Annotated in this window: 36 protein-coding genes and 1 pseudogene; 23 read left to right on the top strand and 14 right to left on the bottom strand. The window is 29.7% G+C overall.

Annotated features, from left to right (window positions below):
* Position 1: 1 nt before the first annotated feature.
* The 12 genes from arsD to LQK79_RS05480 form a co-directional block, all read right to left on the bottom strand.
* Positions 2-382, bottom strand: a complete 381-nt coding sequence (gene arsD / locus LQK79_RS05535; protein WP_231015825.1) for an arsenite efflux transporter metallochaperone ArsD — start codon at positions 380-382, stop codon at positions 2-4.
* Positions 383-396: 14 nt separating this feature from the next.
* Positions 397-807, bottom strand: a complete 411-nt coding sequence (locus LQK79_RS05530) for an arsenate reductase/protein-tyrosine-phosphatase family protein (protein WP_231015824.1) — start codon at positions 805-807, stop codon at positions 397-399.
* 31 nt (positions 808-838) lie between these two features.
* Entirely contained in the window at positions 839-1,894 is a 1,056-nt protein-coding gene (gene arsB / locus LQK79_RS05525; protein ID WP_269144058.1) for an ACR3 family arsenite efflux transporter, read from the bottom strand.
* 11 nt (positions 1,895-1,905) lie between these two features.
* Entirely contained in the window at positions 1,906-2,289 is a 384-nt protein-coding gene (locus LQK79_RS05520; RefSeq protein WP_231015823.1) for an ArsR/SmtB family transcription factor, read from the bottom strand.
* A gap of 221 nt (positions 2,290-2,510) precedes the next feature.
* Positions 2,511-2,750: an ATP-binding protein gene (locus LQK79_RS05515; protein ID WP_231015822.1), complete on the bottom strand. Its 240-nt coding sequence runs from the start codon at positions 2,748-2,750 to the stop codon at positions 2,511-2,513.
* Positions 2,751-2,817: 67 nt separating this feature from the next.
* Entirely contained in the window at positions 2,818-3,351 is a 534-nt protein-coding gene (locus LQK79_RS05510) for a permease (protein WP_231015821.1), read from the bottom strand.
* A complete protein-coding gene (locus LQK79_RS05505; protein WP_231015820.1) occupies positions 3,348-3,833 on the bottom strand; it encodes a permease in 486 nt (161 codons plus the stop codon). The genes LQK79_RS05510 and LQK79_RS05505 overlap by 4 nt, the downstream gene beginning before the upstream one ends.
* Positions 3,834-3,869: 36 nt before the next feature.
* Complete coding sequence (locus LQK79_RS05500) at positions 3,870-4,838, bottom strand: permease (RefSeq protein ID WP_231015819.1); 969 nt, start codon at positions 4,836-4,838, stop codon at positions 3,870-3,872.
* Between the two features lie 114 nt (positions 4,839-4,952).
* Positions 4,953-5,192 carry a thioredoxin family protein gene (locus LQK79_RS05495; RefSeq protein ID WP_231015818.1) on the bottom strand — a complete coding sequence of 80 codons (240 nt, stop codon included), beginning with the start codon at positions 5,190-5,192 and terminating at the stop codon, positions 4,953-4,955.
* Between the two features lie 30 nt (positions 5,193-5,222).
* Positions 5,223-5,516: an ArsR/SmtB family transcription factor gene (locus tag LQK79_RS05490; RefSeq protein ID WP_231015817.1), complete on the bottom strand. Its 294-nt coding sequence runs from the start codon at positions 5,514-5,516 to the stop codon at positions 5,223-5,225.
* Positions 5,517-5,711: 195 nt separating this feature from the next.
* On the bottom strand, positions 5,712-6,524 hold the full coding sequence (locus LQK79_RS05485) for an arsenite methyltransferase (protein WP_231015816.1): 813 nt from the start codon (positions 6,522-6,524) through the stop codon (positions 5,712-5,714).
* Between the two features lie 62 nt (positions 6,525-6,586).
* The gene (locus LQK79_RS05480) at positions 6,587-6,682 is read right to left on the bottom strand and encodes a thioredoxin family protein (protein ID WP_331000641.1); all 96 of its coding nucleotides are present in this window, start codon (positions 6,680-6,682) and stop codon (positions 6,587-6,589) included.
* A 306-nt stretch (positions 6,683-6,988) separates the two neighbouring features.
* Between LQK79_RS05480 and LQK79_RS05475 the strand changes: the two genes are divergently transcribed.
* The 22 genes and pseudogenes from LQK79_RS05475 (at position 6,989) to LQK79_RS05370 (ending at position 24,076) form a co-directional block, all read left to right on the top strand.
* Positions 6,989-7,564 carry a tyrosine-type recombinase/integrase gene (locus LQK79_RS05475; RefSeq protein ID WP_231015815.1) on the top strand — a complete coding sequence of 192 codons (576 nt, stop codon included), beginning with the start codon at positions 6,989-6,991 and terminating at the stop codon, positions 7,562-7,564.
* A 27-nt stretch (positions 7,565-7,591) separates the two neighbouring features.
* Positions 7,592-8,047: pseudogene (locus tag LQK79_RS05470) on the top strand (DUF4158 domain-containing protein); the annotation flags it as partial.
* Between the two features lie 268 nt (positions 8,048-8,315).
* Positions 8,316-8,786, top strand: coding sequence for a pyridoxamine 5'-phosphate oxidase family protein (locus LQK79_RS05465; protein WP_053243123.1), 471 nt, complete (start codon positions 8,316-8,318; stop codon positions 8,784-8,786).
* A 98-nt stretch (positions 8,787-8,884) separates the two neighbouring features.
* Positions 8,885-9,337 (top strand): HIT family protein, encoded by a 453-nt coding sequence (locus tag LQK79_RS05460; protein WP_053243122.1) that lies wholly within the window; start codon positions 8,885-8,887, stop codon positions 9,335-9,337.
* A 131-nt stretch (positions 9,338-9,468) separates the two neighbouring features.
* The gene (locus LQK79_RS05455; protein WP_053243121.1) at positions 9,469-9,855 is read left to right on the top strand and encodes a fructosamine kinase family protein; all 387 of its coding nucleotides are present in this window, start codon (positions 9,469-9,471) and stop codon (positions 9,853-9,855) included.
* A 135-nt stretch (positions 9,856-9,990) separates the two neighbouring features.
* Positions 9,991-10,245, top strand: a complete 255-nt coding sequence (locus LQK79_RS05450) for a phosphotransferase (protein ID WP_231015813.1) — start codon at positions 9,991-9,993, stop codon at positions 10,243-10,245.
* Between the two features lie 242 nt (positions 10,246-10,487).
* A complete protein-coding gene (locus tag LQK79_RS05445; protein WP_231015812.1) occupies positions 10,488-10,967 on the top strand; it encodes a DUF1284 domain-containing protein in 480 nt (159 codons plus the stop codon).
* A 45-nt stretch (positions 10,968-11,012) separates the two neighbouring features.
* Entirely contained in the window at positions 11,013-11,408 is a 396-nt protein-coding gene (locus LQK79_RS05440; RefSeq protein WP_231015811.1) for an HD domain-containing protein, read from the top strand.
* 583 nt (positions 11,409-11,991) lie between these two features.
* Positions 11,992-12,855: a damage-control phosphatase ARMT1 family protein gene (locus LQK79_RS05435; protein WP_231015810.1), complete on the top strand. Its 864-nt coding sequence runs from the start codon at positions 11,992-11,994 to the stop codon at positions 12,853-12,855.
* 46 nt (positions 12,856-12,901) lie between these two features.
* Positions 12,902-13,345, top strand: coding sequence for a hypothetical protein (locus tag LQK79_RS05430; protein WP_053243464.1), 444 nt, complete (start codon positions 12,902-12,904; stop codon positions 13,343-13,345).
* Positions 13,346-13,403: 58 nt separating this feature from the next.
* Positions 13,404-14,702: a hypothetical protein gene (locus tag LQK79_RS05425; protein ID WP_053243465.1), complete on the top strand. Its 1,299-nt coding sequence runs from the start codon at positions 13,404-13,406 to the stop codon at positions 14,700-14,702.
* Positions 14,703-14,714: 12 nt separating this feature from the next.
* Complete coding sequence (locus tag LQK79_RS05420) at positions 14,715-15,071, top strand: YkvA family protein (RefSeq protein WP_053243466.1); 357 nt, start codon at positions 14,715-14,717, stop codon at positions 15,069-15,071.
* A 145-nt stretch (positions 15,072-15,216) separates the two neighbouring features.
* The gene (locus LQK79_RS05415) at positions 15,217-15,666 is read left to right on the top strand and encodes a GNAT family N-acetyltransferase (RefSeq protein ID WP_053243467.1); all 450 of its coding nucleotides are present in this window, start codon (positions 15,217-15,219) and stop codon (positions 15,664-15,666) included.
* Between the two features lie 358 nt (positions 15,667-16,024).
* On the top strand, positions 16,025-16,927 hold the full coding sequence (locus tag LQK79_RS05405) for an NAD-dependent epimerase/dehydratase family protein (protein WP_053243468.1): 903 nt from the start codon (positions 16,025-16,027) through the stop codon (positions 16,925-16,927).
* Positions 16,928-16,970: 43 nt separating this feature from the next.
* On the top strand, positions 16,971-17,726 hold the full coding sequence (locus LQK79_RS05400) for a class I SAM-dependent methyltransferase (protein WP_231015809.1): 756 nt from the start codon (positions 16,971-16,973) through the stop codon (positions 17,724-17,726).
* Between the two features lie 26 nt (positions 17,727-17,752).
* Positions 17,753-18,265, top strand: coding sequence for a YcxB family protein (locus LQK79_RS05395; RefSeq protein WP_231015808.1), 513 nt, complete (start codon positions 17,753-17,755; stop codon positions 18,263-18,265).
* Between the two features lie 447 nt (positions 18,266-18,712).
* A complete protein-coding gene (locus LQK79_RS05390) occupies positions 18,713-19,036 on the top strand; it encodes a hypothetical protein (protein ID WP_053241659.1) in 324 nt (107 codons plus the stop codon).
* Positions 19,037-19,226: 190 nt separating this feature from the next.
* A complete protein-coding gene (locus LQK79_RS05385; protein ID WP_231015807.1) occupies positions 19,227-21,575 on the top strand; it encodes a sensor histidine kinase in 2,349 nt (782 codons plus the stop codon).
* A gap of 178 nt (positions 21,576-21,753) precedes the next feature.
* Entirely contained in the window at positions 21,754-22,086 is a 333-nt protein-coding gene (locus tag LQK79_RS21180; RefSeq protein WP_407928520.1) for an HAD-IA family hydrolase, read from the top strand.
* Between the two features lie 274 nt (positions 22,087-22,360).
* Positions 22,361-22,534: a DUF5050 domain-containing protein gene (locus LQK79_RS05380; protein ID WP_231015806.1), complete on the top strand. Its 174-nt coding sequence runs from the start codon at positions 22,361-22,363 to the stop codon at positions 22,532-22,534.
* 30 nt (positions 22,535-22,564) lie between these two features.
* Entirely contained in the window at positions 22,565-23,284 is a 720-nt protein-coding gene (locus LQK79_RS05375; protein WP_231015805.1) for an alpha/beta hydrolase, read from the top strand.
* A 129-nt stretch (positions 23,285-23,413) separates the two neighbouring features.
* The gene (locus tag LQK79_RS05370; RefSeq protein WP_231015804.1) at positions 23,414-24,076 is read left to right on the top strand and encodes a YjgB family protein; all 663 of its coding nucleotides are present in this window, start codon (positions 23,414-23,416) and stop codon (positions 24,074-24,076) included.
* 123 nt (positions 24,077-24,199) lie between these two features.
* On the opposite strand, the gene LQK79_RS05365 is transcribed toward LQK79_RS05370, so the two are convergent.
* Entirely contained in the window at positions 24,200-24,463 is a 264-nt protein-coding gene (locus LQK79_RS05365; RefSeq protein ID WP_231015803.1) for a glutaredoxin, read from the bottom strand.
* A gap of 129 nt (positions 24,464-24,592) precedes the next feature.
* On the bottom strand, positions 24,593-24,733 hold the full coding sequence (locus tag LQK79_RS05360) for a hypothetical protein (protein ID WP_231015802.1): 141 nt from the start codon (positions 24,731-24,733) through the stop codon (positions 24,593-24,595).
* 178 nt (positions 24,734-24,911) lie between these two features.
* Here LQK79_RS05360 and LQK79_RS05355 point away from each other — a divergent pair, with 178 nt between their 5' ends.
* Positions 24,912-25,604 (top strand): YjgB family protein, encoded by a 693-nt coding sequence (locus LQK79_RS05355; RefSeq protein ID WP_231015801.1) that lies wholly within the window; start codon positions 24,912-24,914, stop codon positions 25,602-25,604.
* The last annotated feature ends 252 nt before the right edge of the window (positions 25,605-25,856 follow it).

Here is a 25,856-nt window from a genome sequence, read left to right as displayed (position 1 = left end):
TCTAGCAGCAGCCTTTATGTCCACAGCCGCAGCTTCTTTTAGTAGGTTTTTTTATTGTCATATTAGATATTTCTTCCTTAGAAAGTCCTGACCAATAAGCAAATTCCTCATTTGTTGGGTATTCTTTAACCTTTTTAATCTCACCGTCAACAAGTGTTATTGGAAGAATGTCAGCACCTTTTGAATTTAAATATTTGTTAACCTTCTTGTTATCTACAAATGCCTGTGGTTCACTGGAAAGATTATGGCGTGTTACATTAGCACCTTTTTTAATCATATTATTTATAACTGTTGAGACTCTTAAAAGTTCTTTATTTATACTTGGTCCACAAACTCCTGTTGAACAGCACATAGCTGGATCAAAAATTTCTATTTTACTCATATTTATCGCTCCTCTTATAATTTAATTTCATTATTTTTAATTCTTTCAGCCAAATCTTTAACCTTTTTCTCAATGTTTTTTGCTATCTTTATAAATTCTTCATCATTTTTCCCTGTAGGATCATCTAATCCCCAGTCTTCTGTATGCTTTGCAGGTAGGAAAGGGCATACTACATTACAGCCCATTTTTACTACTATATCAACACTCGGAATATCCTTCAGTAACTTTGATTTATGCTCTTTATTCATATCAACGTTATATAAATCATTTATAATTCTAACTGCATCTTGATTTATGGTATCTCTTAATTCTGTTCCCGCAGAATAAGATTCAAATACATCACTTGCAAATAATTTTGAAAGTGCTTCTGCCATTTGAGATCTGCAAGAGTTGTGTACGCATATGAATGCTACTTTTGGCTTCATTTTATCTTCCTCCATCTAATCTAATTTTTATCTATTGTTTTGTAGGCATTTTAAAATATTTTCGCCCCCAATGTCGTGCTATATTTACAAGACCTATCATTACAGGAACCTCAACTAATGGCCCTATAACTGCTGTAAAAGCTTCTTTTGATTCTATTCCAAATACTGCAACTGCAACAGCTATTGCAAGTTCAAAATTATTACTTGCTGCAGTGAAGGAAAGACTTACAGTTTTGTGATAATCTATTCCTGATTTATAACTTATAAAAAATGAAGCTGAAAACATTATGACAAAATATATTAAAAGTGGAATTGCAATTCTTACAACGTCAAGTGGGAGATCAACTATATATTTACCTTTATACGTAAACATAATTACAATAGTAAATAATAATGCAATTAATGCCAGTGGGCTTATCTTAGGCACAAATTTTTTTGTATACCATTCTTTTCCCATTTTAGGTTCAAGGAATAGCCTTGTAAGTAAACCTGCTGCAAATGGTATTCCAAGATAAATTGCTACGGATTCTGCTACTTTAGCCATAGAAATATCCACTTTGTAGCCAGTAAGTCCAAACCAAGTTGGTAAAACAGTTATAAATATATAACAATATATTGAATAAAAAATAACCTGAAAAATTGAATTAAAAGCTACAAGACCAGCTGCATAGTCTGTGTCACCATCAGCTAGACTATTCCAAACAATAACCATAGCAATACATCTTGCAAGACCAATTAATATAAGTCCTGTCATAAACGCTGGATATGACCTTAAGAAAATAATTCCAAGTATAAACATTAAAATTGGTCCTATAATCCAGTTCTGTAAAAGTGATAACCCTAAAACTTTAGGATTTTTAAAAACTTTAGGGAGTTCTTTATAATTAACTTTTGCAAGCGGTGGATACATCATAACTATAAGTCCTATAGCCATAGGAATAGATGTCGTTCCTACGGATAAGCTTGATAATGTGTTAGAAAGACTCGGCACAGCCCATCCTAAAAATATTCCAAGTGCCATAGCTGAGAAAATCCATACCGTTAAATAACGATCAAGCCAAGATAATTTCGATGTTTTATTATTCAATTTATTCACTCCTAATCTATGCAATTATTATTAAAACATACTTTGCCTTCTTTCAATTCATCACAACCAAGGCCACTGTCTTTATACTTTTTTAATCTTTGTAAATCTTTTTTACATTGTTCTAATTTAACTGCATGTTCCCTTATAATTTCATCTACAAATGAAAATTCTTTAATAGTATCTTCATTTATTTTGTAGTACACGTATTTATTTACCTTATAGTAATCGAGAATTTTAGCTGTTGTAAGCTTTGTTAAATGTCTTGAAGCATTAGATTGACTAATATCTAATACTGTCTCTATTTCACAAACACACAGATCTCCATCCTTAAGTATATTTAATATTCTCATACGTGTTTCGTCAGATAATGCTTTTATCACTTGTATCAAGTCCATCATTTTCGCCTCCTATATGAACATATTCAATTATAATCATATGATACTTCATTTACTTTTGCAACCCTAAATTAATATTTTTTTAACTATAGTATTAACATTTAAGTTTTATTTAATGAAAGTGCCAATTCTTTTAAAACATAATTACTGAATTTAACATATAAAAAAATAAACGTACACTTCTAAAATTAATTAATCGTGTACGTTTTTCTAAAATGTATTTAACTATTACAGCAACCACAAGTACAGTCACTAGTTTGTCCGTTATCACCAACATATTGAATAGCTCCAGAAGGACATAGTGTTTGACAGCCTTTACACCCTTGAACACAACCTTCTGGTAAAACTACAATTGGTCTATTTTCATCCTTCTTATAAACTCCATGTTTACACTTGTTAAAACAAGCTCCGCATTCTTTACAAAGTTCATAATCGATTACTGGATACCATGTTTTTGACATATATTTAATCCTCCCTAAAATAGTTATTTATAAAGTGATAGAAATCACTTTGTAGCTTTCTTATTTTTTATAGATTTTCTGAATTATTATAGATATTTTTTATCTCATCTTTAGAAAAAAATGCTGATAATATATATGCGATTATTATGATACCTGGAATATCAATAATTAATCTTGTTAATGCAAACTTACTTCCTAGTGCAGACATTTCAAATAACAGCATAGGTATTTTTGTAGTAGACCATGCTCCAATAAATATAAGAATATTACTAAACTTCACACCTTTTTTCATAAAAACTGTTGCTACAGGAAAAGCTCCATAAAGTGGTCCTGCTGCTGCTGACCCAATAATTATAGCAAGTACTATTCCAATAATTCCAGAACCTTCACCCATGTATTTCATCATAGTTTCTCTTGGAACCCATATATCAAGTAACCCTAAAAGTACAAAAACTGGTGGTATAACTAAGGCCATTTCTTTAAAACTATATCCGGCAATACTAAATGATTTAAGTCCAAGTTGCATATTAAATACGGTGATAATACCAACTAAAATAAATGTTCCAATAAAAAATCTATATCTTATAAATAATTTTTTCATATGCCAGTAACCACCTTTCCAATTATAAATGCAACTATAAAAGAAAAAATAAATGCAAATAAATTTCTTAGGATAGTTAGTTTCTTGCCAAAATATTTTATTTCAACTGGCATAGTAACAATTCCTACCATCATTAAGGTTGATATAAAGGCAGCTATTTGCATAGAGCCTGCTCCATTTTTCATAAGCATTGCAGCTGTTGGAAAAGCTACAAATCCAGGTATTAATGTTATGGAACCAACTAATGCAGCAACTATAACTCCAATCCATCCAGAACTACTTCCTATGATTTTTGATATTACTTCTGCATTTAATGCAGCTAATAATACACCTACGAGCATTATAACTCCTAAAAATTCTGGCAAAATATTTTCAAATGACTTCCAGGCTTTCTTAAGCGCCATCCTAGTTTTTTTCTTGTCTTTATAAAATGAAATAGTTAAAAGAATTAATGTTATTCCATATAAAATATAATTACTCATTAAATACTATTCGTCCTTTCGCTATACATTTGTGTATTACGTTATTATGAAATTAAACATATATCCAGTGATTATAATTCCCAATCCTACAACAACATAAAATACTGCTAATAGCTTAGGTTTTAAAACTCTTCTTAAAAGAATTCCTTCTGGCAAACTAAGACCTGTTACAGCCATCATAAATGCTAGAGAAGTTCCCATTGAAACACCTGCTCTTGTAAGCTCACTAACTAGTGGTATTACACCAGCTGCATTAGAGTATAATGGAATTCCTATTACAACAGCTACAAATACTGCAAATGGATTATCTTTTCCTGCATATTTTGCCAAAGCACCTGCTGGAATCCAGCCATGCATAACCCCACCTATTGCAATACCTATTATTACATATATCCATATTTTCTTTATTAAATCCTTCGTAAAAGTCCATGAATCAAGTAATCTTTCTTTAAGTGTTGGATCAGGCATTTCTATACCTGAATTTGCTTGCATTTCATAAACATAACCTTCTACATGTTTTTCCATTTTTAGTTTTCCTATTATTATTCCAGATACAATAGCTATTGCTTCTCCAGATAAAACATAAATTATGGCTATCTTTAATCCAAACAATCCATAAAGAAGTCCTAGCGCAACTTCATTTACCATTGGTGCCGCTATTAGAAATGAAAATGTAACTCCAAGTGGTACTCCTGCTTCAACAAAGCCAATAAACAGTGGAACTGCTGAGCATGAACAAAATGGAGTGACAATTCCAAGTAGAGCAGCAAGAATGTGACCTATAAAAGTACTTCCTTTACTTTTAGCAAGAATTTTTCTTGTTTTTTCTGGTGGAAAAAAACTTCTTATAAATGTAATTGCATAAATTATTATCAGTAACAAGATAAATATTTTTATAGTATCAAATACAAAGAAATCAAGGGCACTCCCAAGTTTACTTTCTTTAGCAATTCCAAAGGCATTGTAAATAAGCCAATCAGCAAAAATTTGTATAGGTGTAAACATATTAATCCTCCATTCAATTTATAACTATATAATTAAATGCTTATATAATATTTTAATATAAAGGACTTTATTTCTAAAGGAATATAGAATTAAGTCCTTTTTCAGTAGTATTTTCTATTTTTCATCACTAATGTATTTCTTAATTTCATCAACAGTACAAACTTTGCCAAACATTTTAACTTTTTCATTAACAACTATCGCAGGAGTTCTCATAACTCCATATTTCATAATTTCCTTAATATCTTCTACCTTTGTAATCTTAGCTTCTACCTTAAGATCCTTAATAGCTTCATTTGCATTTGCTTCAAGCTTTTTACACTTTGAACATCCAGTTCCTAAAATTTTTATTTCCATAATTTTATCCTCCTAAAATTTATAATATTTTTACTTAGAATTGTCAGTATAGCTCATAACAAATTTATCTACACTGTCAATGATATTTTTAATTTCATCACTACTAAGACTATAGTGTATATTCATACCTATTTTTTCGCATGATAAAATACCTGCTTCTTTAAGTATTTTTAAATGTTGAGATAAGTTAGCTTGACTAAACTCTATATCCTCATTTAGTTTGCACACGCACATAGGACCATTATATAAAAACTTAACTATTTTATATCTTATAGGATGGCCTAAAGCTTTAAAAATTTTAACGCTTAATTCTTGTTTATCCATTGTTATCCTCCTTAATGCATAAGCATATAGTTAAATGCTTATGCACATAATATACTACTTATCTTAATGAAATGTCAACACAAAAGTACTCGTAAATGTGATAAATTAAGATTATTAAACATTTTAATAATCTTTTGTATTACAATGAATTTTGTTAGAAATATTAGCAACAATTCGTCTAGAAATTTATTACTGCTATTCTTTTTTAGCTTCAATAATAAAAGAAGCTGTATAATCTTCGATACTTGTGTTTGGTGCCCATGATTTTATTATCTCTTTGCTATTATCTTTGGGTATCATTTTTATATCTTTAAATTTTGCCTTTTCTAGCATAACTCTTATATTGTCAACATATTCTGCTCCTGCCATACAGCCAGATATCATAGATAAATCCTGTCTTATATTCTCTGGTAGCTCTGCTGTTGCAACAACATCTGATATTGATAATCTTCCACCAGATTTTAGAACTCTATAAGCTTCTCTAAATACCTGTTCTTTATCTAAAGACAAATTAATTACACAATTTGATATAATAACATTAATTGATTCATCACTAACAGGTAAGTGTTCTATTTCTCCCAATCTAAACTCAACGTTAGTATACTTACTCTTTTCAGCATTTTTTCTTGATAATTGAATCATCTCTGGAGTCATATCTACTCCAATTACATATCCGCTTTCTCCGACTTGCCTCCTTGCAAGAAAACAATCAAAACCACCTCCACTTCCAAGATCAAGGACCACTTCTCCTTCTTTAAGCCCTGCAATAGCAATAGGATTTCCACATCCTAATCCCATATTAGCATTTTGTGGCACATTCATAAGATCATCTTTTGTATAGCCAATTCTACTAGAGACTTCTTCGATATAATTTGGATTGTACTCTAAAGTATTTTCATTTTCTCCACAGCAGCCAGATTTACAGCCACAACCTTTTGAAGTATTCTTAGCAACATCAGCATACCTTTTACGAATATTACCTCTTATTTCTTCTTTATTATTAAACATAAATATACCTCCCAAACTTATAAATTATTTTTCTCATACATGAATATGAGCATACTACAAAATTAATCGTAAAACCTATAACTTTTGTTAACAACTATCGCAGGAGTTCTCATAACTCCATATTTCATAATTTCTTTAGTATTTTCTACTTTTGTAATTCTTGTTTATCAATTGTTCTCCCTTCAATGTATAAGCATATAATTAAATTCTTATAAACTTAATATACTACTTATTATTATGAAATGTCAATATAAAAATATTCTAAGAAATTTTTTATAACATGGCTTTTCTTTTGAGTTTTACAATTTATAAGAATTGTAAAACTCAAAAAAATAGCTTAAAATATTGATATGATTAGCTTTACAATACTTTTATCTTTCTTAAAAAATGTAATCTCATTTTTGAATTTTACATTTTAATATAATATAAATATAAAAAGTAAAATTAATGAAAGGATGATTTCTATGTCTAAAGTTGAACCAATAAGAGACAAAAAACAAATAGATGCATTAAAAAAATATTTACTTGGATGGAATTTGCAATATTACTGCTTAATAAATTTTATGATTAACGTACCTTTACGTGTTAGTGATGTACTTAGCCTAAAATGGAAAGATGTCTATGATTATAAAAAAAGAACTTTTAATGATCACATAGTTGTTAAAGAGAAAAAAACTGGCAAGTTAAATACACTAGTACTTAATGATATGGCAGTAAAAGGTTTGAAAATGTATTTGAATTCATTAAATCTAAATGAAGAAGATGAATATATTTTTAAAAGTAGAGAAGGAATCTCTAAACCATTAACAAGGCAACGAGTTTCTCAAATCATAAAAAGCTCATGCGCAGCTGTAGGTATTAAAGAAAATGTTAATTGTCATACCATGCGTAAAAGCATGGGCTACCATTTATGGAATAATGGGATAAGCCCTGCAGTTATAATGGAAATTTATAATCATTCAAATTTAACTGTATCAAAAAGATATTTTGGAGTTAACCAATTGGATAAAGATAATGCGCTAAAAAATATTAAGCTTTAAAATTTATTGTAAGGGTGATGATATTATATGGCTGCTGCAGAAATACTATTAACTGAGGATCAGCGTCTTGAGCTAATAAATATTCCTCAAAATATAAGTGAATATGATATTGCTAAATTTTATACTTTTTCTCCCGATGATATTAAAATCATAAATAAACATAGAAGAAATTATAATCGATTAGGCTTTGCTGTTCAATTAGCATTGCTGCGTAACCCTGGTTGGTCATTAAGCAACACGTCTGATATTCCTGAAAGTGTTTTGAGGTATATAGCTAATCAAATTGAAGTAGATCCTAAAGAGTTTGAATTATATGCTCAAAGAGAAAATACAAAATTAGAGCATATGCAAGAAATCAGAGAAATTTATGGCTTTAAAAACTATAAAGAAGAAAATAATTTATCTTTAGTTCAAACATTAATTCCATATGCCATGGAAAATGACAATGTTATAAATCTCATAAAATTAGCAATCAATGGGGTAGCGCCAACATAATGTTATTCCGAAGTTTTTATGGTACTTTTCCAGAAAAATTAAGTTTTTCTAAGGTCTATTTTAATTAGTATCAAAACTTCGGGATAACAACAATATCGGGATAATCCTGATTATCTTGAATTAGGGATAATAGTGAAATAGGCATGAAGGGTATTTGGATAAACAGAGATAATGAAGAAACAAAATTTGATGATATAAAAATGATAACTAGCTTAGATTAATTAAAAAATAATAATTTGTAAAGGGGATATTAAAAATGACTAGTTACGAAAAAAGTTTAAAAGTTTTAACACAGCTGTTTGCAAAAGATTATCAATTTGCTTTAGCAACGTGCGATGATAACGTTCCCTCTGTTAGATTTGTGGATACCTTTTATGATAATGGCGCATTTTATATTGTTTCTTATGCAAAGTCACAAAAAGTAAAAGAGATTGAGAAAAATTCTAGAATTTCAATGTGCAATAAATTGTATCGTTTTACTGGAATTGCTAATAATGCTGGACATCCATTATTAGAAGAAAATCATGAAATTAGGGAAAAACTAATAAAGGCTTTTGACACTTGGTATTTTGCACACAATAACGAAAATGATGAAAATATGTGTTATATAAAAATAGAATTAAAACAAGGTTTCTTTTATAAAGATGGAACTGGATATAAGGTTGATTTTGAAAATAGAAAAGCTGAGGAATTTCCATTTGCATTTGATATTGTAACAGTTGAGTAAAGGTAAGACATCTAAAACTTCAAATTTAGTTGTACCAAGGTGCCTTCTTCTAGGTATTGTGGTACAACTAAAATAGTGAATTTTAAGGGGGCATATGTATGTGTGGAGTATGCAATAGAATTAAGGAAACGCTTGAAGGAAAAAACAGATATTTTGTTAAGGAGTTAGAAACAGGTTATGTTGTACTAGGGGATTATCAACGTTTTAAGGGATATACTTTGTTTTTATGTAAGGTACATGCTACTGAAATACATTTTCTAGAAAAAGATTTTAGAAATAAATTCTTAAATGAAATGTCATTAGTGGCTGAGGCTACTTACAATGCATTTAAGCCTGATAAATTAAATTATGAGTTATTAGGTCAAGGAGAAGGTGTACATATGCACTGGCACTTTTTCCCGAGGTACATAGGAGACACGCCAAACCCTGGACCGGTTTGGAGATTACCAAAAGAGGAAATGTATAATGAAAAGTATATACCTTCTGATGAAGAACTGGAAAAAATGAAAAAGAGTTTAAGAATAGAGCTAGAGAAATTATGTTGTGTTTGAAGCTTAAATCTGTAGAAAAAATTAACGAATGGTATAAATTTAACAAATTAGGTTTCTATAAGTATAGATAATTTTCCTCCATTTCATTCTTTTGGCTTGTTTATCTATATATAAAATAGAGGTGTTTATTTATGTTGCCATATACAGATAAAGATATAAAGGATATTTTAACTACAATAATAACAGACGTTGAGTTTACTATTATTCCTGTAGGAAACCACGATATAGGTAGGAACTTAGTTTATAAGGTGGTAGTTGGTGGTGAGAATCGGTATATTTTTAAGATATACTCTTTAGCTAAAAGAAGAATGAGGGAAATAGAAGCATCAGAGTTGTTAAGAAAAAGTAATATGGTAGTACCTAAAGTTGTTAAATATGGAGAATCAAATTCTCGTGAATGGATTTTAAAGGAGTATATAGACGGTGAGCTATTTGAAAAAATGTACACTCGCATTGATATGGACAACCAATTATTATTATTTGCGCAAATGGGAGAAGAACTTGGAAAAATACATTGATCTCAAAAGTTTGACTTTATAGGTGATTGGAATAATAAAATTAAGCTTGATAAATATGTAGATTATACAATTAGCAAAATTGAAAATAGCATAGAGGAAATTTCCAATCAAGGTTTGCCCGATATTAAACTGCTAATGAAGGGAATTAAAATATTAAGAGATAATTATGGATTTCTATATAATAATATTAAAGAATCCAGATTAACTCATGGTGATTTTGATGGCAGGAACATTTTAGTTACAAATGCAAATGATAAATATAAAATAAGTGCAATAATTGATTTTGAATCGTGTTATCCTGAAAATTGTGAAAATGACTTAGTAAATTTATATTTTAAGTATTTTTTGGATAATAAACAGTATGAAAAAGGCATTTCTCAATGGGTATAACAAATATATGGTAATTCAAAGTGAGTTTTATAAAAAATTAAAGGTTTATTTAATTCGTTTGATAATAGACCATTGTAGTTGGTCATACATAAGAGCCAATGATTACTATACTAGTAATATAGATTTTTTAAAGAGATTATTATAATTTTTAAATAAACTTGTTCCTTACCTAAGGTAATGGTGTAAATTAGTATTAGGTTATATTTTAGATAATTATTCGAAATGAATTTAAAGGAGAAATTATGGAGAATATTGTTATAAAACCACATCATTTATTAGATATTTTAAAACTTTACGGAAAAGGAATAGAAAATTTTGTCCCAGATATTAATTATAAGCATAACTTTTATTTAATCGCAAATATGATTGTAAATGGAAAAGTAGAATTTATAAGGTTTACTAGAGATTGTGATGATATTTGCAGGCCCTGTAAGTATTGTAAAACAGAAAAATGTTACGATGTTGTTGCTTTTTTAAATGGATATAGTAAAGACCAGTATAATAAAGAAATAGACGATGAACTGCTTAAGATTTGGAGTCTGCGTTTTGGTATGGATTATAATTTTAAAGATATTTTAGTGATGCTTTCAAAAGAACTAAATTATCATTTATTTAAAAAAGTATGGAAATATGAGCAAGAATATGCTATTCAATTTAGGAATGCATTTACAATTATGGGATCATACAAGGTATTTTTGAATTATATGAGTATTGAGGGTTAATATGGTATAATAAATCATAAAATTTAGTTTATGGAGGAAGATATTATGTTAAATCCCAAAGAAGCAGAAAAAGAGTTAGAAATAGCTGCAAAGCTAAACCCGGGACCATGGGTGAAACATAGCATGTCAGTTGGTTTAAACGCTAAATTAATTGCGGATAAGATTGATATATTAGATAGTAATAAGGCTTATGTTATGGGATTATTGCATGATATAGGACGTAGAGCAGGTATAAAATCAATCATGCATACAATTGATGGGTATGATTATATGATGAGTTTAAATGAAAAAGAGATTGGAAAAATATGCTTAACACATTCATATCCAATACAAGATGTAAATACGTTTTTTGGAAAATTTGATTGCACAGAAGAACAAAAGGTTTTCTTGTCCAGCTTTATAAAGAATGCAGTATATGATGATTATGATCGATTAATTTAATTGTGTGATGCAATATCATTGCCGAATGGTGCTTGTATTATGGAGAAAAGGTTAATTGATGTGGCACTTAGACATGGTTGCCGGATTTTACTATTGATAAATGGAAAGCATTTTTAGAGTTAAAAAAGTACTTTGATAAATTATGTGGTTGCAATATATACACGCTTCTGCCAAACGTAATAGAAAATTCTTATGAGAGTTTAATATAGAGATAAACAGGCTGAAAAGCTAAAATTACTAACACCAAATTTATCTCTACAAACTGGAAGTTGATTCAGAGCACAGAGTACAAAGTACAGAGTACAGTGAAGGTGGATTTACCTTTCGTTTCTCTCAGGTAAATCTTAGAGCTTAATAGTGTCAGCTACGCTGAGCACTATATTTTAAGCGCTTTGCGTGCATTAAGTTTAAGATTTTTTGTAGCGACAGCGGAGAAAAATCATCCTTCACTGTACTCTGTCCTCTGTACTTTGTACTCTGAGTTAAATTCCAGTTTAGTGAGATGAATTTGGTATTAGCAATTTTAAACTTTCAGCTTGTCTATTTATAGAAGTAAGTTGTTAGATTTTAGGAGGTTTGGAATTTGAAAATACATGATAAATGCTTGCCATGTGTGGTTAATCAAGCTATTAAAGTGGCGGATATTACGGGAACTCATAAAAAGGAAGAATTACTAAGGGAAGTTTTTACCTATCTAAGTAAAATGGATTTTGAGGTAACGACACCAGAAATTATAGGAGAAATTTTTGACATAATAAAAAAATATATTAATAATCCAGATCCATATAAAGAAACTAGAAATTATTATAATACATTGCTTTTAAAAATGTTACCCAAATTTGAAAGAAAGCTTAAGCAAGCTGAAAATTCATTTCAATTAGCGGTGCGATATGCTATTATTGGTAATATAATAGATTTTAATCCTATTCACAATACACTATTGGAGGATATTTTTGATTATTTCGAAAAAATGGAAGAGGCAAAACTAGCTATAGATGATTCTAAGGTACTAATGCAAGATATTTTGAATGCAAAGACATTATTGTACTTAGGCGATAATTGTGGAGAAATCTGCATGGACAAGCTTTTTATAAAGAAAATAAAAGAACTGAATTCACATGTTAGAATATTTTTTGGAGTACGTGGTAAACCTGTTGTAAATGATTCTATAGCTGAAGATGCATATGCTGTAGGAATTGATGAATATGCAGAAGTTATAGATAACGGCGATGGCTCTCTTGGAACTGTGCTTAATCGAACAAGTACTGAGTTTAAAGAAGTTTATAAAAAGTCAGATGTAGTAATTGCTAAGGGGCAAGCCAATTATGAATGTTTGAGCGAAGAAAACAAAAATATCTATTTCTTATTAATGACAAAATGTGATGTAATTGCAGAGGACATTGGTGTTGAGGAAAAGAAAATGATTTGCATGAAAAACAAGGTTTAAATAAGAAGTTCAGCGGCTATACAGTAATTAATAGAGGGTGAAAACAATGGAGAGTATCACAGAATTAATTGAAAGCTTATTTTCTAAAGATAATAAAGTTGCATACCAAGCATTACAGATGTTAGAAACTGAAAGTGAAAAATCTAATGCTGTCTATAAGTTTTTTGATAGGTTTGCTGAAATGATTGAAAATAACAATTCGTATATAAGAAGTAGGGGCATTATTTTAATATCTGCTAATGCTAAATGGGATACGGAAAACAAAATTGATGAAATTATAGAGAATTATTTAAAACATATTTTAGATGAAAAACCAATTACAGCAAGACAATGTATTAAGTCATTACCGAATATTGCAAAATATAAATCAAGTTTAGTAGAATATATACAAGAAACTTTATTGAAAGCAGATGTTACAATATATAGTGATAGTATGCAAGCCTTGGTATACAAAGATATTTTATCTACACTAAGACAAATTAAACGCTAAATTTAGAGTTACATAAAAGGCAAAAATTCATTTATAATAAGGAAAGAGGTGGAGGACTATGGAAAACGAAAGATGCAAATTACCTAATAATACTAAGAAGATGATTCTGCCAAATCGCGCAGCTAGTGCAATATACTATGCGTCAAACAAGCGTGATCCGCAGACCATAAGAATTATGATTGTTATGAAAGATATAGTTGATGGTGATATGCTTATACATAGTGTTAAAAAAGCAATGGAGAGATACCCATATTATCATATTGCTGTTGTTCAAAATGACGGTAAATATATTAATATACATAACAGTGGACCTATCGTAGTAAAGCATACTGATAAACCAGCAAACCTTGGCAGCGCGGAAGTAAATTATCATATGATAGCTTGGTCATACAGTGAAAAAAACATCTATTTAGATGCTTCACATGGACTTCTTGATGGAATTTCTATGCTGGAAGTTTTGAAAACAGTACTTTTCTTTTATTGTAGTGAGAAATATGCTATAAAATTATCGCCAGATGGCATTACAACAATGGAAAACAGCATTGAGGATGAGGAATGGCAGGAACCATTTACAGATGACCTAATTTTACCAAACGATGATATTGGCGATTCTTATGAAGCTTATCAGCTGCCCGAAGTTTGGAAAGGAAGTGCCACAAGAATATCATTTCTACTACCACAGGAGGAGTTTATGAATTATGTAAAAAAGTATCATGGAACTCCTGGAATAGTGATAACAACCTTTTTTTCTGAAGTTATTAGGCGGCTATGTGCCGTTGAAAACCTGCCAATTGTTACTACAATGTATGTGAACAGCAGACCTATGCTTGATAGGGATAAAGCGGGAGGATGCTTGGTTACATCGGTAGAACTTCCCCTTACAAAAGAGATGAAAAAATTAGAACTTGGCAAGCGGACCTATGAGTATCGTAAAATGCAGAAAGAAAAAACTTCTAAAGAGCAGATATTAAAGAAAGTAAGCAGACAGGTCAGAGAGTATATAAGTAATGACAGAATTGAAGGACTTCAAGAAAAGCTTGATAAACTTGGAAAAGCAGATTCGGTGTTTCAGGTTGGAACATTTTCAGTAAGCTCAACAGGCAGAGACCCATTTGGTTCAGTTAGCCAGTATATTCGTGAGATTCATAACATAGTTATTCCTACTACTTACCTTATAGAGATGAATTGCGTTAATAATATGTTTACTATTGATTTTCTTCAGAGTTTTGCTTCAACGAGGTACGTAGATGAATTTGAGAAAATTCTTAAGGAAGAAGGAATACCATATATTCGTCAGAAAGCAGAAATTTATAATACTGCCAGTGTTATTTATGACCAGATTGATAAAAGTGTGTAGGAGATTTGAAGGGTGAATTTAAAACATAGAGCACGAAAATTAAAATCAGATATACCTGCTGTATTCATTGCTTTAAGGAAGAAGGAAACACCTGTAATAGCAAAAATTTTTGCAGGTATTACAATTGGATATGCGTTGTCGCCTATTGATTTTATACCTGATTTTATACCAGTTATAGGTTTATTAGATGACTTGATTTTGCTTCCAATATTTATATCAATAACAATAAAATTTATTCCACCCCAAATATTCGATCAATGTAGAATTGAAGCAGAAAATTTATGGGGCAATGGAAAACCTAAAAAGTGGTATTTTGCAATACCAATTATATTAGTATGGATAGCATTAATATTCCTTATTATCAAATAAGTTATATTATAATCAATAAATTTGAAAATAAGGATGATGATTGACTGAAGTTGGCAGTATTGTCACCATTGATAGCATACAAATTAATGCTTTGAAGTTTTTAGAGGAAGATCTAGATTCACGTGAATGGAGGATATAATTAATTATGAGAATTATAGAAACACAGCCGAATACACAAGATGCTATTGATTTGATGGAAGAACTATCTAAAAGTTTAAAACTTATAACAGGTGACAGTGGAAAAAGTTCTTTTAATCCAAATGATGTTTGTGTTCCGCGTTCCTTATTTGTAGTAGCATATGATGAAGCTGGTGAAGCCGTAGGTTGTGGAGCAATACGCCCTATAAATGAAGATGTTGCTGAGGTTAAAAGAATGTTTGCTAAGACTAAGGAGCTTGGAGTTGGAAGTAAAATTTTGAGTTACTTAGAAAAGCAAGCACAAAAGCTGGGTTACTCTACTCTTTGGCTTGAGACACGATTGGTAAATAAAAGAGCAGTAGCATTCTACGAAAAAAGAGGCTATTATCGTATTCCTAATTATGGCAAGTATATAAATAGACCTGAAGCGGTTTGTTTTGCAAAGGCTGTGCTTTAAAATAATGCTGATGAGCTTGATGTAGATATTGACTATCCTAAAATTCCTGGAATTAGAGAAGGTTTGCATCAGTATTACGAGATTGAAGAAACCACTGATTTGTGGTCGATGAACTCGGGTCGCGTACAGGCGAAGATTGGGTTTAACATGGAGGAAAAAGATTTACCTATACCATTACTATAGTACAATTTCTAAATCTTTCTGATATACCAATAAAAGAAGCAAAAGCAATATTACAAGACATAAAGATCACTAAACCTAATGTTCAATGTACCAAAAGGTAACCAGAATATATGGGAAGAATTATATAACAAGGCTAAAGAGAAGTAATATAAATAATAATTTCAAGGAGGCTTTTATGAAACGTATATTAGTTACAGGTGGAACCGTATTTGTCAGTAAATATGTAGCAAAATATTTTAAAGCAAAGAATTATGAAGTGTATGTTTTAAACAGAGGCACTAGACAACAAGTAGAAAATGTTAATTTAATATGTGCAGATAGAAATAATTTAAAAGCTTGTCTAGTAAACTATTCTTTTGATGCCGTAATAGACGTATGTGCATATAATCAAAAGGATATTACAAATATATTAGATGCATTAGGCGAGTTTAAAGACTATATATTTATTAGTTCATCTGCCGTTTATCCAGAAACAAATGAGCAGCCATTTTCTGAAGATCAAAAGATTGGTTTGAATTCTATCTGGGGTAAATATGGAGCTGACAAGGTTGAAGCAGAAGAATATTTACTTTCAAGAGTTCCTAATGCATATATTTTAAGACCTCCTTATTTATATGGACCAATGCAAAACCTATATAGAGAGCCATTTGTGTTTGAATGTGCTTTGAAAAATAGAAAATTTTATATTCCTAACGATGGAAAGATGAAATTACAATTTTTTCATGTAGAGGATTTATGTAAAGTTATTGAAAAGATTCTAGAAAAACATCCCAAGGATCATATATTAAATGTTGGCAATGCGGAAGCAGTGGATATAAACACATTTGTTGAATTATGCTATGAAGCGGTTGGAGCTCCTTTAGAAAAAGTATATGTAACTAATCATGATAATCAAAGGGATTATTTTAGTTTTTATAATTATGAATATATACTTGATGTTTCAAGACAAAATGAGTTATTACCAAAACAAAAAAATTTATTTGATGGGCTAAAGGAATCTTATGAATGGTACAAGGATAATTCTTATGAAGTTGCGAGAAAGGGATATATGGAATTTATTAAGCAAAATTTTGAGTAATATAAAGATGAAATTCAGTAATTTAAAGGGGATTGATTTTTATATGGATAAAAAATATACGGAAATAAACTCTCATTTTTTTGACAAATGGGTTGATAAAGGTTGGAAATGGGGACAGCCTGTTAGCCATGAAGTTTTTGAAAAAGCAAAAAATAATGATTGGTCTATGCTGTTAACACCTACTAAACCCGTACCAAAAGAATGGTTTTGTGAAATTAAGAACGCTGAAATATTGGGCTTGGCATCCGGAGGGGGTCAACAAATGCCTATATTTACTGCATTGGGTGCAAAGTGTACAGTACTAGATTATTCAGAAAAACAACTGTTAAGTGAGAAAGAGGTAGCGAAAAGGGAAAATTATGATATAAAAATAGTTAGAGCAGACATGACTAAACCTCTGCCTTTTGAAGATGAATCCTTCGATTTGATTTTTCATCCAGTTTCTAATTGTTATATTGAGGAGGTTGTTCCTGTTTGGAAGGAATGTTATAGGATACTGAAAAAAGGAGGAATTTTATTAGCAGGTTTAGATAACGGAATTAATTATATTTTTAATGATGAAGAGACAATGATAATAAATAAGTTGCCATTTAATCCTTTAAAGAATAAAAAACTATACGAAGATTCAATTAAAAATGATTGGGGAATTCAATTTTCACATACCATTGAGGAACAAATTGGTGGACAATTACAAGCAGGTTTTGTGCTTACGAATATATACCAGGATACAAATGGTATAGGTAGACTTCATGAATTTAATGTTCCGTCTTTTTATGCCACAAGGGCAATTAAAAAATGAGATTAGAAAAGTAGGAGATGGATTTATTGGAGTATGAATTTAATTTTATTCTTGACGAAGATGGGTACAAGCAAGCAATTAAAGAAACGCATGAAGTGACAAAAAAAATAAAAAAAAATAAAGCTATTAAAAATAATATAATTGTTGTATTTATTGAATTAATTGTTTCTATAATAGTTTTTTACTTCTTATCTGGATTTGATTTAGATAAAACTTGCATATATATACTATTACTAATTATAATATTATTTTTATTCTATAGATTAGGGAGAAAAAATAAAATATATTTTTTAAAACAACAAGAGTATATAAATGGTAATCACCACTTGATTATTAATGAAAAATTTATAAAAAGGGAATTAAAATATTGCAGTTTGGAGTATAAATGGCCATTAATTAAAGATGTAGTAATTACAAGTAATTATATTTTTGTAGTAACCTTTGAAGACAAAGTTATGTTTATACCTAGAAATGCATTTAAGGATTATGTTGAATTTAAACAATTTTATAGATTTGTAAAACAGAATATTAATAATTAAAATTATGAGAAATATATATAGACAACTTGAAAGGTTAAAATGACTAATGCCAAATTAATGCTGTTAAACTGGAAGTTGATTCAGAGCACAGAGTACAAAGTACAGAGTACAGTGAAGGTGGATTTACCTTTCGTTTCTCTCAGGTAAATCTTAGAACTTAATAGTGTCAGCTACGCTGAGCACTATATTTTAAGCGCTTTGCGTGCATTAAGTTTAAGATTTTTTGTAGCGACAGCGGAGAAAAATCATCCTTCACTGTACTCTGTCCTCTGTACTTTGTACTCTGAGTTAAATTCCAGTTTAGTAGGATCAATTTGGTATTAGCAAATTCAACCTTTCAGCTTGTTTATCTTTATAAATACGGAACTATTACATGAAGTTGCTTATAAAATATAGTAAGCAGCTTTTTTGTGTTATTTAGAAATTTTAAGAGAGGTTATATAAAGGATGGAGGATTATGTTAATTACATTTACGGTGGCTTGGGTTTTATTATAGGGCTTATGGTACCGGTGGTGGTCACAAAAGTAAGAATTGAATTGAACTTAGTTAAGGGTAAGATAGGCGATGAAAAATATAATGAATGTAAAAAATTCTTAATGCAGTTGGCTGAACTGCATCCAGAGGATTTTGCAGAGAACAAAATTGTAGATTTACTAGATAAGCTAGATAATAAATATGGAGATCATTTGTCAAAAACTCAAATAAAGGAAATTGTTGATTTTGTAGCTAAAACTATTGAAACTGATATAATTAAAGAAATCACCAAATGATACTAAAGGAGATCTTTAAGTATAGCCTAGTGGCCGAAATCTATAGTGTATTAAAATAATAGAAAAAATATAAGGCTTAATGAAAAAATTGAAATAAATAAAAAATATATAAAACTATGGAATAATATGTTATAATTATATAGTATGATTTTAGGAAGATTAATTCATTACAGAATTGGAGGGCATACTTATGGACAGAGTAACTTCCTTAAGAGACGTTAAGGAAATTCCTTTTATTATTGTAAGTGATGGTAAAATTATTGAACTTAGTAAGTCTTTTGTTGATATGACGCAGTTTAAAATAGAAGATTTTATAAATAAGGATATTTCGGATGTATTTAAAATTTTAAGAGTCGGTCCAGATGTCAGCTATAAAAATATAGATGATACTGTCGACTATTTTTTGTTTACCAAATCTTTAGAGGTCAGGTTTGTCAATATACAGGTAATTAGTATTTTAAAAGAAAGCATATACTTTTTTTTAGAGAAGCCTAATTCCAGGTTTGATATTAAATTCCCGCTGGCTAATAAATTATGTTTAGATGATTATTATGGAACCAGTATGTATAGTATTCCAGATACGACACTTCTTAATGCTAATGATAAATATATGAGCTTTTTTGATGAACCGTATAATAAAAGAGAAAATTGCATTGGAAAGCATGCATACGAATTTGTAACAGGTCTTACAGAAAGTAAATGTAAAGACATCTGGAGAACCATAATTAAAACTGGAAAGTCGTATAACATTGATATGTATAAATATGAAGGCTTTAATAGAGGCGATACCTACTGGAAGCTTTCAATGATTCCTATTTATGAGGATAATAAAATAAAATATTGTTTTGTAATGGCTACAGAAATAACAGAAGAGGTTTTGCGTACAAGAAAAATTGAGGAACAAGCAAAAATTATCAATCAACAGAACAAGCAGTTAGAAGCAATTATTGATAACATTTCGGAAGAAATATATATTGTAGATAAAGACAGAAATTGTTTAAAGTTAAACAAGGCTTTAAAAAAGAAATATTTATCATTTGAATTTAGTAATTCTAAAGAATATTTAGAGAGAGTTAAACTATATGACTTAGTAGGAAATAAAATCGATTTTGATAGTACCTATATTGCAAGGTTAACAAAGGGTGAATCCATAAAGGATGAAATGATTATAATTTATGATCCTAATAAAAGATATTTGTGTGTTAATGCAAAGCCAATACTTGATAATGAAGGAAATTTCAGTGCAGGTATAATGTTAATACAGGATATTACAACAAGGGTTTTACAAGATCAGAAAATTAAGCATCAATATAAAGAACTTAATGCAATAGTTGATAGCATGTCAGATGGTTTAGAACTTGTAAACGATAAAACGAAAATCGCATTTTTGAACCAGTCGGCAAAGGAATTCTTTTATAATCCAGTTGCAAAAATTAATGCTGGTGACTGCTTAAAATATAATAAATACTACTATGGAATTGATGGTGATGAAATTCCACGCGAGGATTTGCCTGCATTTAGAGTTTTAAATAAAGGCAGTTTTCAAAATTATATATTAACAATAGATCGTCCAGATAAAAAAATTTATGCAAGCGTTAATGGAAGTGCTGTTAAAAGCGATAATGATATAGTAAGGGAGGCTATTTTATCTATTAGAGATATAACTCAGCAAATATTGAAGGATAAAGCTATAGAGTATCATCAAAAGGCAATAATACGGTCTGAAAAAGAAAAAAGTGAAGCTCTAGAAAAAGCAATTGAGATGAAGGATGAATTTTTATCGGTAATATCACATGAGTTTAAAACTCCACTTAATGTAATCAATACAGCAATACAAGCTTTAAACTGTCTTTGTGGTAATGAACTATCCGATAAGGCAAAAAAATATATAAGTATAATAAGGCAAAATATGTTTCGTCAGCTGAGATTGGTAAATAATCTTCTGGATATTACTCGTGCAGATGCAGGTAGAATTAAAATTCACAAAAGAAATATAGATATGGTGTTTTTAACAAATTCAATTGTAGAATCTGTGCAAACATATTCATCTCAAAAGGGAGTTACAGTATTCTTTAAGACTTCCATTAAAAATAAAATAATTGCAATGGATGATGAAAAATATGAAAGAATACTATTAAATCTTCTCTCAAATGCAATTAAGTTCACTCCTACAGGTAAGATTATAGTTGTAAAACTATGTATTGTAAAAGATAACATATGTATTGAAGTTAAGGATAATGGAATTGGTATACCGAAAGATAAAGCCGATGTTATATTTGAGAGATTTGGGCAAGTTGACAGTTCCTTATCAAGGCAGGCAGAAGGTACAGGTATAGGTCTATCTCTAGTTAAAAAACTTGTTGACGTACTAGATGGCAGTATATCAGTTAAAAGTAAAGAAGGAGAAGGAAGTACATTTACTATTCTTCTTCCTGATGAAACGGTTTCAAAAGAAGATGATATATGTTCAACGGCAGATTTATTGGACAATAGACTTGTGCAAGTTACTACAGTGGAGTTTTCTGATATTTATTTATAATAGGATTATCGTTTTCAATAGATGAATAACTTGGAACTTTAAAATTAGTAAAAAGTTTTTTGTTGTGTACTAAAAAATATCGGAGTTCTATCTGAGGGGAGCAAAGTATGGAAAAGAGAAATAAATATTATAAGTTGGTTATTTGTACTAGGAATTTTTTCTAAGTTTAAAATATAAAATTTTTATAGTTACTAATGGTCTTTCACACATTCAAAAATTAAGAATTGTAAATTCTAAAATAGAACCATATATAACTGATATTTTAATATCTGAAGATGCAGGTTGTACTAAACCAGGTAAAAAATTTTTTGATTATTCAATAAAAAGAGCAGGAATATCGAATTTATCTGAAATAATAATTGTTGGAGATTCCCTTATAACTGATGTATTTGGTGGAAATGAATACGGAATTGACACTTGCTGGTTTAATTCTAAAGGTAAAATTAATAAGCTTAAAATACAACCTAAATTTGAGATAAGAGAATTGAATGAATTGCTAAATATAATATAGATAAATAAGCTGGAAGATTAAAATTACTAATACCAAATTCTAGTTTGATAGCATTTTTATTTTACATAAGTATGTGGCTTTTGATGATTTAACTAAAAATGCAATAGTTGTAACTGACAGTAGGGGAAACAAAGTGAATGTATCTGTAAATTTGGGCAGCGATAACAAATCAATCAGTTGTAGTAGGAGCACCTGAAGCTGGAGCAAAGTATGAGCTTATGGTTGGAAATGGCGTACATAGTGTAAATGGAAAAAAATAAGTGAACAAGCTAAAATGGATTTTTTTATAAAGAATGATGTAGAAGAAAAAGGAAATACAAATGGGAATATATCTAATGGTGGAGAAACTTGTGAGAAAGATGGATTTGTTTATTATAGTGGTGCTTATAGCGGGTTATATAAAATTTTGTTGCCATCGTTTATACATGGTATACTTGATTTAAAATGACTATTGTGTTGTTAAATAAGGAGTAAAAACATGAACGGAACTATACAAAAAATTGAAATAAGCAGCTTTAATTGTGAAATATATCTTCCAGAGCAATATAATGTTTCTGATGAAAAATATCCTGTAGTGTATGTAAATGGCGAGAAAGACATAAGCGAAATCATGAATAAAATAGAACTTCATTTTAAGCACGATTGTCAGTCATTTATACTTGTAGGTATTGAATCCCACAATTGGAACAGTGATTATACTCCATGGCCAGCTCCTGCCTTGACAAAGAAAGCAGAAGCTTTTAAAGGAGAAGCGGATAATTATTTGTATAAGCTTATTTATGAGGTGAAACCTTTTATAGATGAAAACTATAGAACAAAGCCAGAACCGCATAGCACTGTAATTGTAGGTTATTCTTTAGCAGGTCTGGCTGCATTATATACACTTTATAAAACTTCATCTTTTGGAAAAATCGGAAGCATTTCAACTTCAATGTGGTATGACGGTTTTATAGAATTTATGGAAGCTAATAGACCTGTAAGTAATAAAGCAAAGGTGTATATGTCTCTTGGAAAGATAGAGGAAAAAAGCCGAAATCAGCGCATAGCTAAGGTTGGAGATTGCACTCGAAGGGCTTTTCATATACTTAAAAGTCAGCTTTCGGTTAAAGAAAATTTAACTTTTGAGTTGAATAATGGTGGGCATTTTATGGATATACCTAAGAGATTTGAAAAGGCTTTACTATGGCTAATGAATTAAATTATAAGATGGATTTGTTTAAAACTATTTGATGCAGCATTTATTTTAGAATAATGCTTAAAGTATTGGGCACACTAGATTATAAAATAATTAAAAATATAATTTATTATGTTGGGAGGATATGTTATTATGTCTGTATTAAATAGAAAATTAGTTGTAAAGGCTGCAAGTGTTTTTTCTTTAATCTTCTTAGTAGGCTGCACCAATACTCAAAAATCATCTATGAATAATGAGTCAAGGAAAATCAAAACCGATATCAACAATATGTCTAACAAGTCTTACATAAATAAAACTAATCAAAAGCAGCAAAAAAATGCTGCTCAAAATGCAGTTCTTGGAGATATTAGAACACTTTCTGCTCAAGGAAAAATAATTAATTCTGAATACCCTGTTAAGGATGCAAACATCAGTACTGTTGAAAAAAAATGGGGTAAAGCTGATAAGTCAGCTTGGATATCAAGTGCTAAGGGATTGTACTCAACTTATTCAAAGCGTAATGTTATTTTTGGATCAAATAAAGGCGGTCAAATTTTTGAGGCTAGGTCACTTGATCCAAAGCTAAGAAAAATCTCACTCTCCATGGTAAAGTCTATTTATGGAACTTCTCAGCATGATGTAAAAGCTGGTGGAGAAGAAACTATAGGTTACACTATTGGGAAGGATTATAAGCTTTTATTTGTATTTCCTGAGCCTACAAAAAATACGCCAGATCCTTTAATGCGTAGCTATTCTGTTTTATATCCGGCAGGTACAGTTAATTCTATGGCAAATGATCCAGGAAGACAGTGGTAGTAAGAAATTATTATAAATAAGTTACAGAAATACCTAAGAGATTTGAAAGTGCAATACTTTGGTTAATAAAATAACTTTGTCAAAAAATAAAAAGCGGATTGTTTTTAATCCGCTTTTTATTTTTTAATTTTCAAGAGCTTTTTCAAATACTTTTTTTACTATATCCTTTGAAGGTACTCCTTCGTGAACTTTTATGTCATCTACATAATATGTAGGCACATAGTAGTAATCATATTTTTTTGAAATCTCTGGTTCAAGTTCTTCATCAATTATTTTAACATCAATATCTTGATATTTAGGATTTTTATTTTTTAATGAATCCATAATTGACATAGCTTGCTTGCAGTATGGACACCAGCTGGTTATGAACATTGTTACAGGTTTCATATTATTCACCACCTATATAAGCATAATAATTATTATAAGATAGATATTACAACTTAATCATAAGATAAAAAATTATATTTTTCAATATAAATTTATTAGAGATTTAGAATTTTTAAACATATCTTTAAATTAATGACCGCATCCCATTAATTCTCCAATTACTTTATCAATACCGTAATCTGATTTAAACCAGTTTTCTCTGTTTACACCTTGTGTTTCAGTAGGACAAATAACAAAATCCGTCTTAGGATAATATAATTGATAATACATTAGAGTTTTTTTTTTACATTTATGATCTTATTATATATTTTTTGAATACTAAGTAAATATTTTATGTCAAAAACAAAAGTTACAAAACGGTTAAAAATATTTTCTATTTGGTACAATAATGGTTAAAAACAAATTAAAGGTGTAATATATATTAATGTAATTTTAGGAGGGAAATATCATGAGATTATTTAATAGAAAAACAATTGTAAAGTTTTCAATTGCTTTATCACTGCTTTTTATTGTAGGCTGTTCAAGTCAGAATAAAACTTCTAATAATTCTGTAAATAAGAACAAAAATCAGGCTAATAAGGTAAATTCTAACGGATCTTCTTCAAACTATGCTCTTAAGAATAATGTTCCTGAAAGTAGTGAAAAACAAAAAAATCAAAATAATGCTTTACAAAATGAGCTCCTTGAGAGCATTAAAAAATTTGCTGTGCAAGGAAAAATCATTAATTGTGAGTACCCTGTTAAAACCACAAATGTTTATAGTGTAGAAGAAAAATGGGGGAAGGCAGATAGTTCAAATTGGGTAACAAGTGCTAAAGGGATGTATTCAACTTATTTAAAGCATAGTGTGATTTTTGGTTCCAATAAAGGAGCACAGGTGTTTGAAGTTAGATCACTCGATAGTAAGTTAAATAAAATATCACTTTCCATGGTAAAAGAAAAATTTGGAGTTCCCGAGCATAAGGTGCTAGCTAATGGAGAGGAAATAATAGGCTATGTTGTAAGTAAGGAATTCAAAATCTTGTTTGTATTCCCGAAACCTACAAAAAATGTACCAAATCCTTTTATGCGTCACTATTCTGTTTTATATCCAGCAGCTACTGTAAATTCTATGGCAAATGATTCAGGAAGACAATGGTGATATATTTTAGTAAGGCTGCGTTTTAAAAGAATGTTGATAAAAATTTATGTCACTAATGGAAACTAAGAATTGCTCGTTTATAATTTGCTACTCATTTAAATGCGTCGTTATGATGCTTAAATAAATGGATTTGTATGTCGTTATAGGAAACTATGCAAATTGTAAGTTGCAGTTCTAAGTTCCAACATATAATATCAAAATTAAATAGCACACTCTCCTGCAAGTTTCATAGTATATACAAACAAAAGATGT

Source organism: Clostridium guangxiense, assembly GCF_021043395.1.
Lineage (GTDB): Bacteria > Bacillota > Clostridia > Clostridiales > Clostridiaceae > Clostridium_S > Clostridium_S guangxiense.
The sequence above is the reverse complement of the archived record's forward strand: the minus strand, read 5'-3'. Positions and strand labels throughout refer to the sequence as shown.